The sequence below is a fragment of the Nocardia sp. CNS-044 genome (assembly GCF_059570515.1).
In genome coordinates this window covers 656,961-672,208 of the sequence record NZ_JCANSX010000005.1, presented here as the reverse complement: position 1 = coordinate 672,208, position 15,248 = coordinate 656,961, and the positions used below count along the sequence as shown (strand labels likewise).

General features: G+C 69.8%; 12 protein-coding genes. 6 read left to right on the top strand and 6 right to left on the bottom strand.

The annotated features are described in order from the left end of the window. Positions 1 to 91 precede the first annotated feature (91 nt). The 3 genes from T333_RS04035 to T333_RS04025 form a co-directional block, all read right to left on the bottom strand. Positions 92 to 697, bottom strand: coding sequence for a putative glycolipid-binding domain-containing protein (locus tag T333_RS04035; RefSeq protein ID WP_354998090.1), 606 nt, complete (start codon positions 695 to 697; stop codon positions 92 to 94). A gap of 103 nt (positions 698 to 800) precedes the next feature. Continuing rightward, entirely contained in the window at positions 801 to 2,714 is a 1,914-nt protein-coding gene (locus tag T333_RS04030; protein ID WP_496423697.1) for an ABC transporter ATP-binding protein, read from the bottom strand. Beyond that, positions 2,711 to 4,564 (bottom strand): ABC transporter ATP-binding protein, encoded by a 1,854-nt coding sequence (locus tag T333_RS04025; RefSeq protein WP_496423696.1) that lies wholly within the window; start codon positions 4,562 to 4,564, stop codon positions 2,711 to 2,713. Before T333_RS04025 ends, T333_RS04030 begins: the two co-directional genes overlap by 4 nt. A 156-nt stretch (positions 4,565 to 4,720) precedes the next feature. Here T333_RS04025 and T333_RS04020 point away from each other — a divergent pair, with 156 nt between their 5' ends. Continuing rightward, positions 4,721 to 4,999, top strand: coding sequence for a putative quinol monooxygenase (locus tag T333_RS04020; protein ID WP_496423695.1), 279 nt, complete (start codon positions 4,721 to 4,723; stop codon positions 4,997 to 4,999). A 4-nt stretch (positions 5,000 to 5,003) separates the two neighbouring features. On the opposite strand, the gene fadD32 is transcribed toward T333_RS04020, so the two are convergent. Beyond that, entirely contained in the window at positions 5,004 to 6,923 is a 1,920-nt protein-coding gene (gene fadD32, locus T333_RS04015; RefSeq protein WP_496423694.1) for a long-chain-fatty-acid--AMP ligase FadD32, read from the bottom strand. A 138-nt stretch (positions 6,924 to 7,061) separates the two neighbouring features. Beyond that, a complete protein-coding gene (locus tag T333_RS04010; protein ID WP_496423693.1) occupies positions 7,062 to 8,312 on the bottom strand; it encodes a KasA/KasB family beta-ketoacyl-ACP synthase in 1,251 nt (416 codons plus the stop codon). A 304-nt stretch (positions 8,313 to 8,616) separates the two neighbouring features. Between T333_RS04010 and T333_RS04005 the strand changes: the two genes are divergently transcribed. The 5 genes from T333_RS04005 (at position 8,617) to T333_RS03985 (ending at position 12,454) form a co-directional block, all read left to right on the top strand. Beyond that, positions 8,617 to 9,771 carry a DNA cytosine methyltransferase gene (locus T333_RS04005; RefSeq protein ID WP_354998095.1) on the top strand — a complete coding sequence of 385 codons (1,155 nt, stop codon included), beginning with the start codon at positions 8,617 to 8,619 and terminating at the stop codon, positions 9,769 to 9,771. Positions 9,772 to 9,775: 4 nt separating this feature from the next. Next, a complete protein-coding gene (locus tag T333_RS04000; RefSeq protein WP_357255862.1) occupies positions 9,776 to 10,195 on the top strand; it encodes a very short patch repair endonuclease in 420 nt (139 codons plus the stop codon). 265 nt (positions 10,196 to 10,460) lie between these two features. Continuing rightward, the gene (locus tag T333_RS03995) at positions 10,461 to 11,171 is read left to right on the top strand and encodes a DUF998 domain-containing protein (RefSeq protein ID WP_357255864.1); all 711 of its coding nucleotides are present in this window, start codon (positions 10,461 to 10,463) and stop codon (positions 11,169 to 11,171) included. Positions 11,172 to 11,245: 74 nt separating this feature from the next. Then, entirely contained in the window at positions 11,246 to 11,665 is a 420-nt protein-coding gene (locus tag T333_RS03990; RefSeq protein WP_357255866.1) for a RidA family protein, read from the top strand. A 60-nt stretch (positions 11,666 to 11,725) separates the two neighbouring features. After that, on the top strand, positions 11,726 to 12,454 hold the full coding sequence (locus T333_RS03985) for a maleylpyruvate isomerase family mycothiol-dependent enzyme (protein ID WP_496423692.1): 729 nt from the start codon (positions 11,726 to 11,728) through the stop codon (positions 12,452 to 12,454). Between the two features lie 6 nt (positions 12,455 to 12,460). Here the strand turns inward: T333_RS03985 and T333_RS03980 are convergent, their stop codons facing one another. After that, the gene (locus T333_RS03980) at positions 12,461 to 15,247 is read right to left on the bottom strand and encodes a CHAT domain-containing protein (RefSeq protein WP_496423691.1); all 2,787 of its coding nucleotides are present in this window, start codon (positions 15,245 to 15,247) and stop codon (positions 12,461 to 12,463) included. Position 15,248: the final 1 nt, after the last annotated feature.

The window sequence follows — 15,248 nt, the reverse complement described above, 5'->3', positions numbered from 1 at the left end:
ACGTAGACGGCCGAATCGGAGGACGCGGAAACCACCGCGGCGCAAAAGCCTCGGGCTGCTCCGCGACCTCGCGACGGGCTGAGCCGCGTCTTCAGATGCGTTCGGCCAGCCCCGGGTAATCCAGCAGGAAGCCGTCCTCGTCGACGGTGACCGTCGCGCTGGAGACCGGCGACAGCACGCTGATCCCGTCGGCGCCCGCGCTGTAGATCAGGCTGGCTTCCTGCACGAGCAGATCGGGCAGGCGCACGTACACCACCGGCACCTCCAGGTCGTCGACCGCGTGCTGGAGTCCGTAGCGGCGGATCGGCAGGGTGTTGAAGAACGGGCTGAGCACCACGTCCACGTCCAGCGCGCCCGCGAAAGTGGAGCGAACGTGACTGCCGCCGGCGTCGACCAGCCAGTAGTTCTCCTCGTCCCTCGCGATCGATGCGTGCCGCTCCCCCGCCGCCGTGGTCGTGCGCAGCGAGAGCCGTTTCGTGACGCCGTTCTCGTCGGTGACCAGGTCATAGGACGCGCTGAACGCGGGATGGTCCGCACAAGCGCCGCCGATCATGCGACCGGCGGCGCGGATGCGATTGCCGTTCAGCGTCACACGCACCGACTCCATCCGTGTCGCGTTGTGCGCGCGCCACGTCAGAATCGCCGGCCACCGAGGTGCCGCCGGTTTGCTGTCGGGGGCAGGGGCTGGATTGGTCACGTATCTACCGTAAGCGAAAAAAGCCGCCACCCTGATTTTTTGCGGCGCTCGCGGGTCCCTGTGTGGTCACGGCGCGCTACCTCCTCCGGGCCACTCGCGCGCATCACACGAGCGACTCGCGCCACGCGGCGTGCAGTCCGGCGAACCGGCCCGCGCCTTCGATCAGTTCGGCGGGTGCGCCGTCCTCGACGATCCGGCCGTGCTCGAGCACCAGCACGCGGTCCGCGATCGCGACGGTGGACAGCCGGTGCGCGATGATCACGGCGGTCCGGTCCCGCAAGACCGTCTCCAGCGCCCGCTGCACCAACCGTTCGCTGGGGATGTCGAGACTGGAGGTGGCCTCGTCGAGCACGATGACCGCCGGATCGGCGAGGAAGACCCGCGCGAACGCGACCAACTGCCGCTGACCAGCGGAGAGCCTGCCGCCGCGCTTGCGAACGTCGGTGTCGAACCCCTCGGGCAGCTTCACCACGAAGTCGTACAGCCCGACCGCGCGGGCCGCCGCGTGCACCTCGGCGTCGGTGGCCTCCGGCTTGCCGAGCCGGATGTTGTCGGCCACCGAGCCGGAGAAGAGGTAGGACTCCTGGGTGACCATCACGACATTGCGCCGCAGGTCCGCGTCGGAGATGCGGCGCAGGTCGATCCCGTCCAGCGTGACCGTGCCGCCGGACGGGTCGTAGAACCTGGTCAGCAGCTTGGCCAGGGTCGACTTGCCCGCGCCCGTCGCACCGACCAGCGCGATGACCTGCCCAGCCGGAATCTCCAGCGAGAACTCGGGGAGCACCGGCCCGCGTCCCGGCGACCTCTCCGCGTCGAGCGCTTCCGGGCCTGGCGCGGAGTCGTAGCCGAACCACACCCGGTCCATCCGCACCGCGCCCGCGGCCTTGCCCATCGGCGCCGGATCCTTCGGTTCCGGCACCGAGGGCTCCTCCTCCAGCACGCCGGAGATCTTCTCCAGCGCCGCCGCGGCGGACTGGTAGGAGTTGAACACCTGGGCTAGTTCGTCCAGCGGACCGTAGAACTCGTTGAGGTACAGCAGGTAGGCAGCGAGCACGCCGACGGCGAGATTGCCCTCGATCACCTGCCACGCGCCGACCACGATGACGATCACCGTGGTGAGGTTGCCGAGCAGCCGGGTGAGTCCGGCGTAGTCGCCCATGCCGCGCATGGCGGCGGTGGTCGCGGTCCGGTACTCCGCGTCCTCGGCGGCGAGCACCGCCTCGTTGCGCTGCTCGCGGCGGAACGCCTGCACCGCGCGCATACCGCCCATGGACTCGACGAACTGCACGACGACCTTGGCGATGGCGCCGCGGGTGCGCCGGTAACCCGCGCGCTGCCTGCGCTGCGCCCACCTGGTGACCAGCGCGAGCGGCACGAAACCGACGAGCACGATCGCCGCGAGCGTCTGGTCCAGGTACACGAGCAGCACCGCGATGGTGACCACCGAGAGGATCGCGCTCAGCGCCTGGTTCAGCGCGCTCTCCAGCAACTCCTGGAGAGTTTCGATGTCACCGGTGAGCCGGGCGACCGCCTTGCCCGAGGTGTACTTCTCGTGAAAGCTCACGCTCAGCCGCTGCATGTGCTCGAAAAGCCGCACCCGCAGGTCGAACAGCACGCTCTGGCTGAGCTTGCCCGAGACCCGCAGGAAGGTGAAGGTGGTGAGCACGCTGATGCCGAGCACGCCGAGGTAGCCCGCGACGGTGAGTGTCAGCGGCGTCCAATTGCCTTCGGCGCCTTCGGCGATGCCGGTGTCGAGCCCGTAGGCGATGAACAGCGGCGCCGACACGGTGGCCGCGTTGTCGACCACGATCAGCACCAGCGCGAGCACCGCGAGCCTGCGGTACGGGCGCACCAGATCGAGCAGCAGCCGCCGGGACCGCCCGGCCAGCACCAGGTTTCCGGTCTCGGTGACCTCTTTGTCCTCACTGGCGATACCGCGCCAGTCGGCGACCTCGTCGCGCGCCCCCGAATCCGGCTCGCTCGCGGCGTCTTTCGAGGCCGTCTCGGTCGCGTTCACGACACGCCTCCCATCAGTTCGCGATAGCGGGCACTGGTGCGCAGCAGGTGATCGTGGCTGCCCTCGGCGACGATGCGACCCTCGGCGAGCAGCGCGACCCGATCGGCCAGCGCCGCGGTGGAGGGCCGGTGCGCGACGAGCAGCGTGGTCGCGCCCGCCAGCACGGTGCGCAGCCGCTCCTGCACCCGTTCCTCGGTCTCCACGTCCAGCGCCGACAGCGGGTCGTCGAGCACCATGATCCTGCCGCGGTCACCGGCGCCGTCGCGGCCGAGCACCGCGCGGGCCAGGGCCAGCCGTTGCCGCTGGCCGCCGGACAGGCTCAGGCCCTGTTCGCCGATCCTGGTGTCGAGACCCCACGGCAGCTTGTCCACGAATTCCGTTGCCTGGGCGACGTCGAGCGCACGGCGCACGTCCGCGTCGGTGGCCTCCGGATCGCCGAGCGCGACGTTCTCGCGCACGCTCGCCGAGAACAGCACCGGGTCCTCGAACGCCACCGTCACCAGCGAGCGCAGGTCCGCGACCCGCATCGCGGCGACGTCGATGCCGTCGATGGTGATCGCGCCGCCGGTCACGTCGTAGAGCCGCGGAATCAGGTTGAGCAGCGCGGTCTTTCCGCTGCCCGTCGCGCCGACCAGCGCCACGGTTTCGCCCGGCCGCACCGTCAGCGAGACGCCGCGCAGCACTTCGCGTTGCGCGTCCGGCGTCGCGTCCTCGCCCTCGTCTTCGCCGCGCGGGAACGCGAAACGCACATTGTCCAAAGTCAGTTCACCCGCGACGCGCTCGGGCAAACGCACCGGGTCGGCGGGATCGGTGATGTCGATCGGGGTGTCGATGATCTCCCAGTAGCGGTCGGCCGCGGTGCGCGCGTCGTTCAGCTCGGCGAGCAGGAAGCCGGTCCAGATGATCGGCCACTGTAGAAAAGTCGCCAGCGTGATGGCCGCGACCAGGGTGCCGAGCGTCATGGTGCCGTGCGCCACAGCGTAACCGCCGTAGCCGAGCGCGAAGGCGATGGCGAGCTGGGGCATGCCCATCATGGCCGACCAGAGCTTGGCGTCGAGGCGCACCTTCGCGAGTTCGGTCTGTTGCAGCTCGCGCGACTGGGTGGTGAACCGCGAACCGAAGAACAGGCCGCGGCCGAACGCCTTGAGGACGCGCACGCCCTGCACGGATTCCTCCGCGGTGGTCGCCAGGTCACCGGACTGGTCCTGCGAGCGCCGGGAGGCCACCGCGTAGCGCCGCTCGAAGTTGGTCGCGACGAACACCAACGGAATCGCGATGAGGCCGAAGATCAGGCCGACACGCCAGCTCAGCGCGCACAGCACGAGCAGACCGACCGGGATCACCACGATGTGGATCACCAGGAACGGCCCGGCGAACGCGACGAACCGGCGCATGGTGGCCAGGTCGTCGACGGCGCGCGAGAGCAGCTGACCCGACTCCCAGGCATCGTGGCGACCGATCGCCAACGCCTGCAGCTTGCGGAAGATCTTGGCGCGCAACGTGATCTCGAACGCCGTCGCGGGCTTGGAGACCAGCCACCGCCGACCCCAGATGCCGAACGCCTCCAGCAGACCGAGCAGCAGCACCAGCAGCACCGGCACGACAGCACCGCCGAGATCGCGGTGCGCGATGGGTCCGTCGATGATGCGCGCGATCAGCAGCGGAATGACGACCGCGGTCAGCGTCGCGAGCACCGCCAGTGTGGTCGCCCCGATCAGGGCGGCCCGGTGCGGGCGCAGGTATGGCGCGAAGCGCCGCAGGGAATGCAGGCGGCCCGGCGGCGTAGCGGCGGGCCGCTCGGGTCTGTCCGCGTCCGATTCGGCCGACGGCAACTCCAGCGTGACTGACAAGGCTCCCCCTCGTGGTTCGTGGATCGCGGTGTCCGAGAATCGGCCGCCCGGCGATGTTCGCACCGGCATCCGACATCTCAGGGTCGCATCAAGGCTCGCTCCGGCCAACCGATTTTTTCGCACACCGCATTCCCGCAGCCGGTCTAAGCTGCGGGAATGCTGATCGTCGCCGGATATCTACGGGTCACCGATCGCGACGACTACCTGGCGCGCTGCCGGGTGGTCGTCGAACAAGCGCGGGCGGCCGAGGGGTGCCTCGACTTCTGTCTCGGCGCGGATCTGCTGGAGCCCGATCGGGTCAACGTGTACGAGCGGTGGTCGACCCGCGCCGACGCCGAACGCTTTCGCGGCGAAGGCCCCTCGGACGGGCTGGAGACCCGGATCGTCGGCGCGGACGTGCGCGAGTTCGACTACACCGCCGAGACCCGCCTGTAGCGGATCAGCGAATTCCCGCGCCCTCGGGTTCCCGCTCCACCGAGTCCGGGAACGACTGCTGCCGGTAACCGCCGCGCAGCGTGCCTTCCAGATAGGCGGCGCGGCAGGCGCGCCGGGCGATCTTGCCGCTGGAGGTGCGCGGAATCGAGCCCGCGGGCACCAGCAGCAGGTCGCGGACCGTCACGCCGTGCCGCTGCGCGATCGCGCCGCGCACCGCGTCGGCGATCGGGCCCGCCTCCGCCTTGGCCGCGCCGGTGCCGCGTTCGGCGACGACGACCAACTGCTCGGAGGTGTCCTCGGCGTCGAATCCGCTTGCCGCGCCGCCCTGTTCGAAGCACTCGGAGGGCAACTGGTTCGCGGGAACCGAGAACGCGGCCACGAAGCCGGGGCGCAGCGCGTCGCTCGCTTCCTGCGCCGAGTACTCGAGGTCCTGCGGGTAGTGGTTGCGGCCGTCCACGATCACCAGGTCCTTGACGCGGCCGGTGATGAAGAGTTCGCCGTCGAAGTAGGCGCCGAAATCGCCGGTGCGCATCCAGTTCGCGTCCGCCGCGGCGCCTTCCGCGCGGCTGCCCTCCGGCCGCCGGTGCAGCCGGTTGCGGAAGGTCGCGGCGGATTCCTCCGGCCTGCCCCAGTAGCCGATGCCCATATTGTTGCCGTGCAACCAGATCTCGCCGACCTCGCCGTCGGCCCGCTCGACGCCGGTCTCGGGATCGACGATCGCGGCCCACTGCGACAGCGACACATAGCCGCACGACACCTGCGCGATGGCGTTGTCGGCGCCGGGCTCGACCTGCACCATCCGACCCGCGTTCAGTTCGCCGCGATCCACGTAGACCACCTTGGCCTCGTCCTGCGCCCTGGTCGCCGAGACGAACAGGGTCGCCTCCGCCATGCCGTAGCAGGGCTTGATCGCGGTCTTGGACAGGCCGTAGGGGGCGAACGCGTCGTTGAACTTCTTCATCGACGTCACCGAGACCGGCTCGCTGCCGTTGATCAGCCCGATGACGTTCGACAGGTCCAGTTCCTCGCCCGGTTTCGGCAGACCGCGCGCCGCGGCGTGCTCGAACGCGAAATTCGGGGCGGCGGCGAATGTTCCGGCGCCGTCGGAGACCGCGGCCAGCTCCTTGATCCAGCGGGAGGGACGGCGCACGAACGCGCTCGGGGACATGATCGTGATGAACCCGCCGCCGACGGTCGGCAGGATCACGCACAGCAGGCCCATGTCGTGGAACAACGGCAGCCAGGTGACCCCGCGCGAGTTCTCGCTCACGCCGATGGCATCGATCATCTGTAGCAAGTTGGTGCCCACCGCGCGGTGGGTGATCTCCACGCCCGCGGGCGTCCTGGTGGAGCCGGAGGTGTACTGGAGGTAGGCGACGCTGTCGATGTCGATGTCCGGGCGCACCCAACTGGTGCCGACGCCGTCCGGGATCGCGTCCACGGCGATGATGCGCGGCCGCTGCACGGCGGGCAGGTGCCGGAAGAAGTTCCGCACACCCGCGGCCGCCGTGGAGACGGTGAGGATCACCGCGGGAGCGCAGTCGGCGAGCACCGCGTTCAGCCGGTCGGTGTGCCCCTGCTCCTCCGGGTCGAACAGCGGCACCGCGATCGCGCCCGCGTACACCGCGGCGAACAGCGAGATCACGTAGTCCAGACCTTGCGGCGCAAGGATCGCGACCCGGTCGCCCGCCTGCGCCACCTGTTGCAGCCGGGCCGCCACCGCGCGCAGCCGCACGCTGAACTGGCTCCAGGTCAGGTCCTGGTACTCGCCGTCGCGCTCGCGCGAGTAGTCGATGAACCGGTACGCGAGACCGTCCGGGTTCGCGGTGGTGTGCTGGTCGACGAAGTCGATCAGAGTCTTGTCACCCAGGATCGTGATGTTGCCCTGCTCGTCCAGATATTCGCCGAAAGTCTCGGGGATCATCGCCATCCTTTTCCAACGCACTGCGCGAAATCGCGCGGTGACACCGAACACAGATCGACAGCGGAGCGTCGGGAAGGCTAGCAGGTCTGCGGATCGCAGTCATGCGGCACGAGTATCACCCGCTGCCTTCCCCTTGCCTCAGTACCTTCCGAACGCGATCGCCACGTTGTGCCCACCGAAACCGAACGAGTTGTTGATCGCGTAGTCGATGCGGCCATGCCGCGCGCCGCCCTTGACGACGTCCAGGTCGACCTCGGGGTCCTGGTTCTCCAGATTCAGCGTCGGCGGGACGACGCCGTCGCGCACGCTCAGCACGGTGAGCACCGACTCCAGGGCGCCGACCGCGCCGATCGAATGGCCGAGCGCGGATTTCGGCGCGTAGACCGACGCGTGCGAGCCGACCGCCTTGCCGATCGCCAGCGCCTCGGCGGTGTCGCCGATCGGGGTCGCGGTGGCGTGCGCGTTGATATGCGCGACATCGCTTTTCGTCAGTCCGGCGGTGTGCAGCGCCCTGGTCATCGCGCGCGCGGCGCCGGTTCCCTCCGGGTCGGGAGCGACGAGGTGGAAGCCGTCGGAGGTGACGCCCGCGCCGAGCAGCCGGGCGTGGATGGTCGCGCCGCGGGCCTTGGCGTGTTCCTCGGTCTCCAGCACCATCATCGCCCCCGCCTCGCCGAAGACGAATCCGTCGCGGTCCACGTCGAACGGCCGCGAGGCCGCCTTCGGATCGTCGTTGCGGGTGCTCATCGCCCGCATCATGGTGAACGCCGCGATCGGAAGCGCCTGGATGGAGCCCTCCACTCCACCGGTGACGACCATGTCCGCGTCGCCCATCACGATCATCTTCCAGGCGTTGGCGATCGCCTCCGAGCCGGACGAGCACGCCGAGACCGGTGTGCAGACCCCCGCCCGGGCACCGACTTCTATGCCGACGCACGCGGCCGGGCCGTTCGGCATGATCCACTGCACCGCCAGCGGCGAGACTTTGCGGTAGCCGCCGTTGTGCAACTTGTCGCGCTGGTCGATCATGGCCTCCGCGCCGCCGAGGCCGGTGCCGACGGAGACGCCGAGCCGATCCCGATCCACCTCGGGACTGCCCGCGTTGCGCCAGACCTCGCGGGCGAGCACGGTGGCCATCTGCTCCACGTACGCCAGCATGCGGACCTCGTCGGGGGACAGGGCGGTATCGGGGGCCACCTTCAGGTGCCCGCCGATACGCACCGGCAACTCGAACTGGTCGATGAACGGATCCTCGAGGACATCTATGCCGCTCTCGCCGTTCAACAACCCCTTCCAGGTGGAGTCGACATCACCCGCGATCGAAGTGGTCGCCGCGAGGCTGGTCACCACGACATCGGGGAAGTTGCCACGCTTGGTGGACGGAGACTGCATCAGGACTCACTTTCCTGGCGTTCGCATGAGTGTTCCGGGAACTGCGCGCCGACGCCGTCGGCGTCGGAAGGCCAAGCGGAAGAGCAGGAGAAGCAGCCGTGATCTAGATTCGGCCGATTGGGATTATCGAGGAGGCCGAGCTAATCCGCAGCAAGACGCGCGAATCGACACGGTGGCCGCGACCTCCGAGTCGACGCGTACCGGCGGGTCCTGCCGGTGGTCCGCGCGGACGGGCTCGAGTAACGTGCTGTGCGGGACACGGAGCGCGGACGTGTTGGCGCCCGTCGTGGAATCGCGAGAAGGGATGACTGTGACGGGCGGGCGGATGGTCGGGCTGTTCGCCGGGATCGGCGGGCTCGAGCTCGGTCTCGCCGAGCACGGCTGGCGTTCCGAGTTGCTCTGCGAAATCGACGCGGGCGCTCAGGCGGTGCTCGCCGCGCACTTCACCGACGTCCCGCTGCATTCCGACATCACCCGTCTGCGCGGCATTCCCGCGGGCACCGAACTCGTAGCGGCCGGGTTTCCCTGCCAGGACCTCTCGCAAGCGGGCCGCACCGCGGGCATCACCGGCCAGCGCTCGGGCCTGGTCGACGAGGTGTTCCGTCTGGTGCGCCGCAAGCGCGGGCCGCGCTGGCTGCTGATCGAGAACGTCCCGTTCATGCTGCAATTGGGCCGCGGTGCGGCCATGCGGCACATCACCGAGGCGTTGGACGAACTCGGCTACACCTGGGCATACCGCGTCGTCGACGCGCGCGCTTTCGGCCTGCCGCAGCGCCGCCAGCGCGTGCTGATGCTGGCCTCGCGCACCGAGGATCCGCGCCGCGTGCTCTTCGGCGACGACGCGGGACCGCTCGACCTCGGTGACGCGGACAGCGACCCCTGCGGGTTCTACTGGACCGAGGGCGTGCGCGGGCTCGGCTGGGCGGTGAACGCGGTGCCCACCCTGAAAGGCGGGTCGGCGCTGGGCATCGCGAGCCCGCCCGCCGTGCGACTGCCGTCGGGCGAGATCGTGACACCCGGCCTGGTCGACGGAGAACGGTTGCAGGGCTTCGCCGCCGACTGGACCGCGCCCGCCACCACGGTCCGCGGCATCCGGCATGGACACCGCTGGAAACTGATCGGCAACGCGGTCAGCGTGCGGATGGCGGCCTGGGTCGGCGCGCGACTCGCCGCGCCGCTGGATCCGATTCCGCACGATCGGGTCCTGCTGACCGGTCAGCCGTGGCCGACGGCGGCGTGGGGCCGGGGCGGAACGGCCTACCGGGTGCCGGTGTCCACCTGGCCGGTGCACGAGCCGTACGAGGACCTGAAGAACTTCCTCACCGATTCGCGCCTGCTCTCCGCGCGCGCCACCGCGGGATTCCTGCGGCGGGCGGGAATGGGCTCGCTGCGGTTCCCCGACGGTTTCCTCACCGACGTGGAGAACCACCTGGACCGCATGGGCGGCTGGGCGGCCTGAGCCGATGATCGAACGCCCACGCACCGATGCCGCGACCAGCGCCCGGCTGGCCAGGCAGCGGCGCAGCGGGACCGCGCCGGAACTGGCCCTGCGCCGCGAACTGCACCGGCGGGGGCTGCGCTATTTCGTGGACCGTGCGCCCCTTCGCGGCCAACGCCGCCGCGCCGACGTGGTCTTTCCGCGGCGCAAGGTCGCGGTGTACGTCGACGGATGCTTCTGGCACAGCTGCCCTGAGCACGCGACCTATCCGAAGAACAACGCCGAATGGTGGGCGACCAAGCTCGCGGGCAATGTCGCCCGCGATCGCGCCACCGACGCGACCCTGCACGCCGCCGGATGGCAGGTGGTGCGGATCTGGGAACACGAGAACCCGGCCGCGGCGGCCGATCGAGTGCAGGCCGCGCTGGGCCGGAAACCCGGCTGACGCAGGGGTTACCGGTGGCGCACGCGCACCAGCGTGCGCGGCGCGTTGGCGGCGAGATAACCCGACAGCACCATCGTCGCCATCATCGCCAAACCTGCTGCGGCTGTCGCGTATCCGATCATGGAAACCTCCTCGCTTCCACTCCAGACTTGCCGGACAACCTGACAGTAGCCTGTGCACCGCGTGTCGAAGTCGTGCGAACCGCGGGAAACACGCATCTTTCGCCTCGGACTCCGCACCGAACGGTTCGCCGACAATGGGCAGGGTGACCGACGACGGGAGCAGGATCGCCGAACGACGCGCGCAGATCGCGTCCTGGGTGATCGCCGCCGCGATCGCGATCGCCGGGCTCTGCTACTCGTCCTGGGTGCTGGAGTTCGTGCTGCCCATCGACGCCGACCCGGTGAACTCCTTCCTCAGCGAACTCGACGCCGAAGGCAAGCCCTACCGCGAGGTGTTCGGTACGGCGGACAAGATCGTCGGCGCGCTGCTCATCCCCGCAGCGCTCGCCGCGCTGCTGATCTTCCCTCGGCGCAGGCTGACCACCGTGGGCTGGGTGGCGCTGGCTTGCTTCGGCGCGGCGACCATCGCCGACGTGCTGCTCCCGCTGCGCGACTGCACCCCGGGCGAGCCGGGTTGCGGCGAGCAGGACGGGCTGTTCCCGCAGCTGCACCAGCCGCACGCGCTGACCAGCACGCTCGCGGTCACCTCGATCGCGGTCTCGGTCTTCGCGTTCAGCCTGGCGGCCTTCCGCTATCACCGCTGGCGGATCCTGCGCGAGTTCGGGGTTGTCGCGCTGGTCGCCGGGTCCGCGGCGACGGTGTGGATGCTGGTGGCCGACAACCTGTCCGGCGACTACGCGCTCGGCATCGCCCAGCGGATCCAGGTGGGGTCGATGTCGCTGTGGTTGCTCACGCTGGCCGTCGCGGTGGTCGTCGAGGGCAGGGAGTGGGCCGAACCGGTCGGCGGACCTTGACGGGTTCGCGTGGCTGGGGGGCTGTTCGAAATCAATGGTGGCAACCCCGGTTGGTCCTGAAGCATGCTGTCGTCATGGCAGAGCGCGTGAACATCTCCTCGGAATCCGAGTTCGAAGACGTCGTCGGCTACTCACGGGCGGTGCGCGTCGGCGACTTCGTCGCGGTCAGCGGGACCACCGCGGCGGGACCGGGCGGGACCGCCGTCGGAGGCGACGACATCGGCGAGCAGACCAAAGAAACCCTGCGCCGCATCGCCGTTGCGCTCGACCAGGCCGGAGCGCGGCTGGCCGACGTCGTCCGCACGCGGATCTTCGTCACCGACATCGCGCGGTGGCCGGAGGTCGCCGCCGCGCACGCCGAAGTGTTCGGATCGATCCGGCCCGCCGCGTCGATGTACCAAGTGCAGGCCCTGATCACGCCTGCCCTGCTGGTCGAGATCGAAGCCGACGCGGTCGTCACCGATCAGCGCCTCGATCGGCTCGTCGCCGAGTAGTCCTGCGGCCGTGCGCGGTTCGACGGACCTCGCCCGGCCGCGCCCACTAAGGTCGAGAGCGTGACCAGCGACGCGCAGGATCCCACGCCGCACGAACTGCTCGACCAGGTCGCCGACGCGACCGCCCGGTTGCTCGACACCGCACGCGGTCTGGGCGACGGCGACGTCATCGACCCCTCGCTGCTGCCGGGGTGGACTCGCGGGCACGTGCTCGCCCACCTCGCGCGCAACGCCGACAGCCTGCTCAACCTCCTGATCTGGGCCCGCACCGGCATCGAGACACCGCAATACGCGAGCCCGTTCCTGCGCGAGTTCGACATCGACGCGGGCGCGCCGCGGCCGATCGCCGAACAACTTCGCGACATCGAAGCCGCCGCCGACCGCTGGTCGGCCCTCGCCACGACAGCGCCGCCGGAAGCCTGGACCGCCACCGTCCGCACCCGCCAGGGCCGCGCCATCCCCGCGGCCGAAATCCCGTGGATGCGGCTGCTCGAAGTCGAAATCCACCATGTAGACCTCGCCGCCCCCTACAGTCCCGCCGACTGGCCCGCCTCCTTCGTCACCCGCGCCCTACCCCGCGTCGCAGGCGACATCGCCAACCTCCTCACCCCCGACACTCCACCTTTCGACATCCAAGCCACCGACCTCGACTTCACCACTTCCCTCACCCCCGGCGCCCCTACCCACACCGTCCTCGGCCCGGCCGCCTCCCTGCTCGCCTGGCTCACCGGCCGCTCCCCCGGCCGGGATCTGTCCGGCCCGCTGCCGGAACTACCCGCCTGGCGCTGAGCGGCGTCACCGATCCGGCCGAGTGAACCACTCGACGCCATCGTTGACGGTCTTGACCAGCGTGCCGTTCTCGACCAGCTTGTCGACCAAGGAGATGGCCTGATCCGATCGGGCGCCCGTCCTGGCGAGTACCTGCGGCAGGTCGAGCTTGTCGGATCCGATCGTTTCGACGATGTCGCGTTTACGCAGCGTGTCCAGCGCCGTTGCCACATTCAGCCGTCGCACGACCCGCCCGTCCGCGAGCCGCGTCTTCTCGGCGGTCTCCAGCAACAGGGTTCGGACGTGGGCGGCGTCGAGCGTGCGGGCTGTCGCCCAGACGATCAGCGCCGCGATGGCCGCTTCGATCTCCGCCGACGTGCCGGGCTGCACCGGGTCGACGACGACATCGACCGGCCCGGCATGGTCGACGGAACCCGCGATCAACAGGCGCCGCCGAGCAGCACCCGCGGCGTGCTCGACCCCCGAGGCCGCGGTACCGACGACGAGGTGGTCCCGGCCGTGCAGCATCGCCGCGTCCGAGACGTCGTCCACCACGACGATGTCCGCGCACGCCTGCTGGGCGAACCGATCTCGATCCGTCACGCCGTCGAGGGGAACCACTTCGGCGAATACGGCCGCGCTGTCGCCGGTTCCGAACAGCACCGCCCGCCCGGCGACGCCGCGTTCTCCGGCGAACTGGGTGATCGTGCGCGCGAGCTCACCGGCGGTGTCCGACGCCGCCCCGGCCAGCGCGAGCCGCAGCGGGCGCTTCGTCCTGCCCGGGTCCGTCGCCGCGGTGAACAGGTCCTGCGCGTCCACCGGTGCGGTTACCTCCTCGACGTTCTCGCGTGCGAGGGCCGCGAGCGCTTCCGCCGACGGAGGTGTGGCGAGTGCCCGCACTCGGTCGGCGAGCTGGTCCCACTGTTCGAGGCGCGACAGATCGGCGTACAGGCGCGAGAGGACGGCGGGTCCGAAGCGGACGAGGATCGGCTGATTGCTGCGGATCCACTGCCACACCTCGGGCCAGGCCAGCAGGTCCAGCCGTATTTCCCTGGTCCGCGACGGCATGTCGGGGCGGTCGGTCAGCCCGGCGACGCCGTTGGTCGAGGTGATCGCGACCCTGGCGGGCAGGCGGCGGTCCAGCAGTTCACTCAGCGCGCGCAACGCGGCGGCGCCGCGCTCGTCGCCCGCGAGCAGTTCCGCCTCGTCGACGGCGAGCACGAAGCGTGTGTGCTCGAGCTTGCCGAGCAGGTTTCCCCACAGATCGATCGGGTCCTTCGCCAGGCTGCCGCGTGGCAGTTTCATGCCGCTGTCCGTCATCGCGGCCGCCACGGCGTCGTGCAGTATCCCGACCGGGTTGTGATCCCGGCGCCTGCACTTGGACTCGTCGAGCAGCCAGCGAGCGGCGACGAACACCCGGACCACCTCGTCGTCGAGATCATCGAGCACGCGGTCCACGAACGCCGATTTACCGCTGCCCGCGACACCTTTGACGTGCAGTAGCCGGGCGGGCGTCTTTCCGCCCAGCACGTCGATGGCTTGGCGCAGCTCGGTCAGGCGCGAGATGAACCTCGGGTCGCCCTGCGCGATGCCGAACGGGCGGTAGACGCGCGGCCGCAACACGATCGGCCTGCCGCGGGTGCGCTTGTCGATCAGCGCGCCCGGCTCGTTGGCGCCGACGTGCAGCGTCGGCACCACCCAGTTCAGCAGTGCCCCACCGGAGAACTCGTCGGTCGCGATCGCCTGTCTGGCCAGGCGCAGCGCCGTCGCCACCGTGTGCCCGGCGGCGAGCGATTCGTAGAAAGAACTGGTGAAGATCTTCTCGGTGCCGAACGGCAGCACCGTCTGCATGCCGATGACCATCGGGCAGACGTCGCGCACGAAGTAATCGGCGGTGGACATCTGACCACGCCAATCGTCGTCCGCGGCAGCGGCGGGGGCCCGCGCGGTCTCGCATCCCGCGAAGACCGCCAGCCGCAGGTCGGGTAGTTCGGAGAGAATTTTGCAGAGTTCCGCGTTGTGCACGAAACGGCCACGGCCGCTGGCGTCTTCGAGTTTGAAGCCGTTCGGCGCGGCATGCCCGAGGTAGTGGAATATCTGGAACCCGTCGGCTTGGCGGCGAATGGTCTGCCGGATTCGCTCGGTCGACGGACGGTCCTCGACGACGATGTTGAGCCTGCCCTGCCGCACGAGCGGTTGCAGCCCGTCGAGCAAGGCGCGCTTCGCCGCGTACAGGTCGAACAGCGCCTCCCGGTTCTGCTCACCGACCTTCGGCATCGGGCTCGACATGACGATCAGGACGTTCAACGGCGCCTCGATCGGGTCCGGCGCTTGCTGAACCGGGTAGGTGCGAAAGCGCCCGAGCCGCAGGATGTGCGTATCCCGAGCGCAGCCGAGGAAGTCGACCCCTCCGGCGATGCCGTCCTCCGGATCGAGCAGCAGCTCCCACGGCCAGGCGTTGACGTGCTGCGGCGCCGATTGGACGCGGACGAGCACCTGCGCCCCGGCGTGCCTGGCGGCGCCTCGGGTTCGCGCGAACAGATTGTCGATCTCGGGTACTTCGAAGATCAGTCGCGTCAGGACACGCCCGATGTCGACGGCGGTCGATTCGACGCCGGAACAGGCATTGCGCACGACCGCGTTGAGCCACTCGGACGGCGCTTCGAAACCGTCCGGCAGGGTCCAGGTGGGCGGCGGGCGCGGCACGGCATACACCGCGCCCTGGGGCGAGGACGCCGAGACCCACACGCGCCCACCGGCATCCAGCACACTGATGTCGAATCGGTGGAAGGCCTGCGCGGGGTCCGACGGCATC

Excerpts from the sequence above, each read along its gene's own strand:
- T333_RS04000 (WP_357255862.1), top strand. The coding sequence starts at position 9,776 with ATGATCGAACGCCCACGCACCGATGCCGCGACCAGCGCCCGGCTGGCC.
- T333_RS03990 (WP_357255866.1), top strand. The coding sequence starts at position 11,246 with ATGGCAGAGCGCGTGAACATCTCCTCGGAATCCGAGTTCGAAGACGTC.
- T333_RS04005 (WP_354998095.1), top strand. The coding sequence starts at position 8,617 with ATGACTGTGACGGGCGGGCGGATGGTCGGGCTGTTCGCCGGGATCGGC.
- T333_RS04010 (WP_496423693.1), bottom strand. The coding sequence starts at position 8,312 with ATGCAGTCTCCGTCCACCAAGCGTGGCAACTTCCCCGATGTCGTGGTG.
- T333_RS03980 (WP_496423691.1), bottom strand. The coding sequence starts at position 15,247 with ATGCCGTCGGACCCCGCGCAGGCCTTCCACCGATTCGACATCAGTGTG.
- fadD32 (WP_496423694.1), bottom strand. The coding sequence starts at position 6,923 with ATGATCCCCGAGACTTTCGGCGAATATCTGGACGAGCAGGGCAACATC.
- T333_RS04020 (WP_496423695.1), top strand. The coding sequence starts at position 4,721 with ATGCTGATCGTCGCCGGATATCTACGGGTCACCGATCGCGACGACTAC.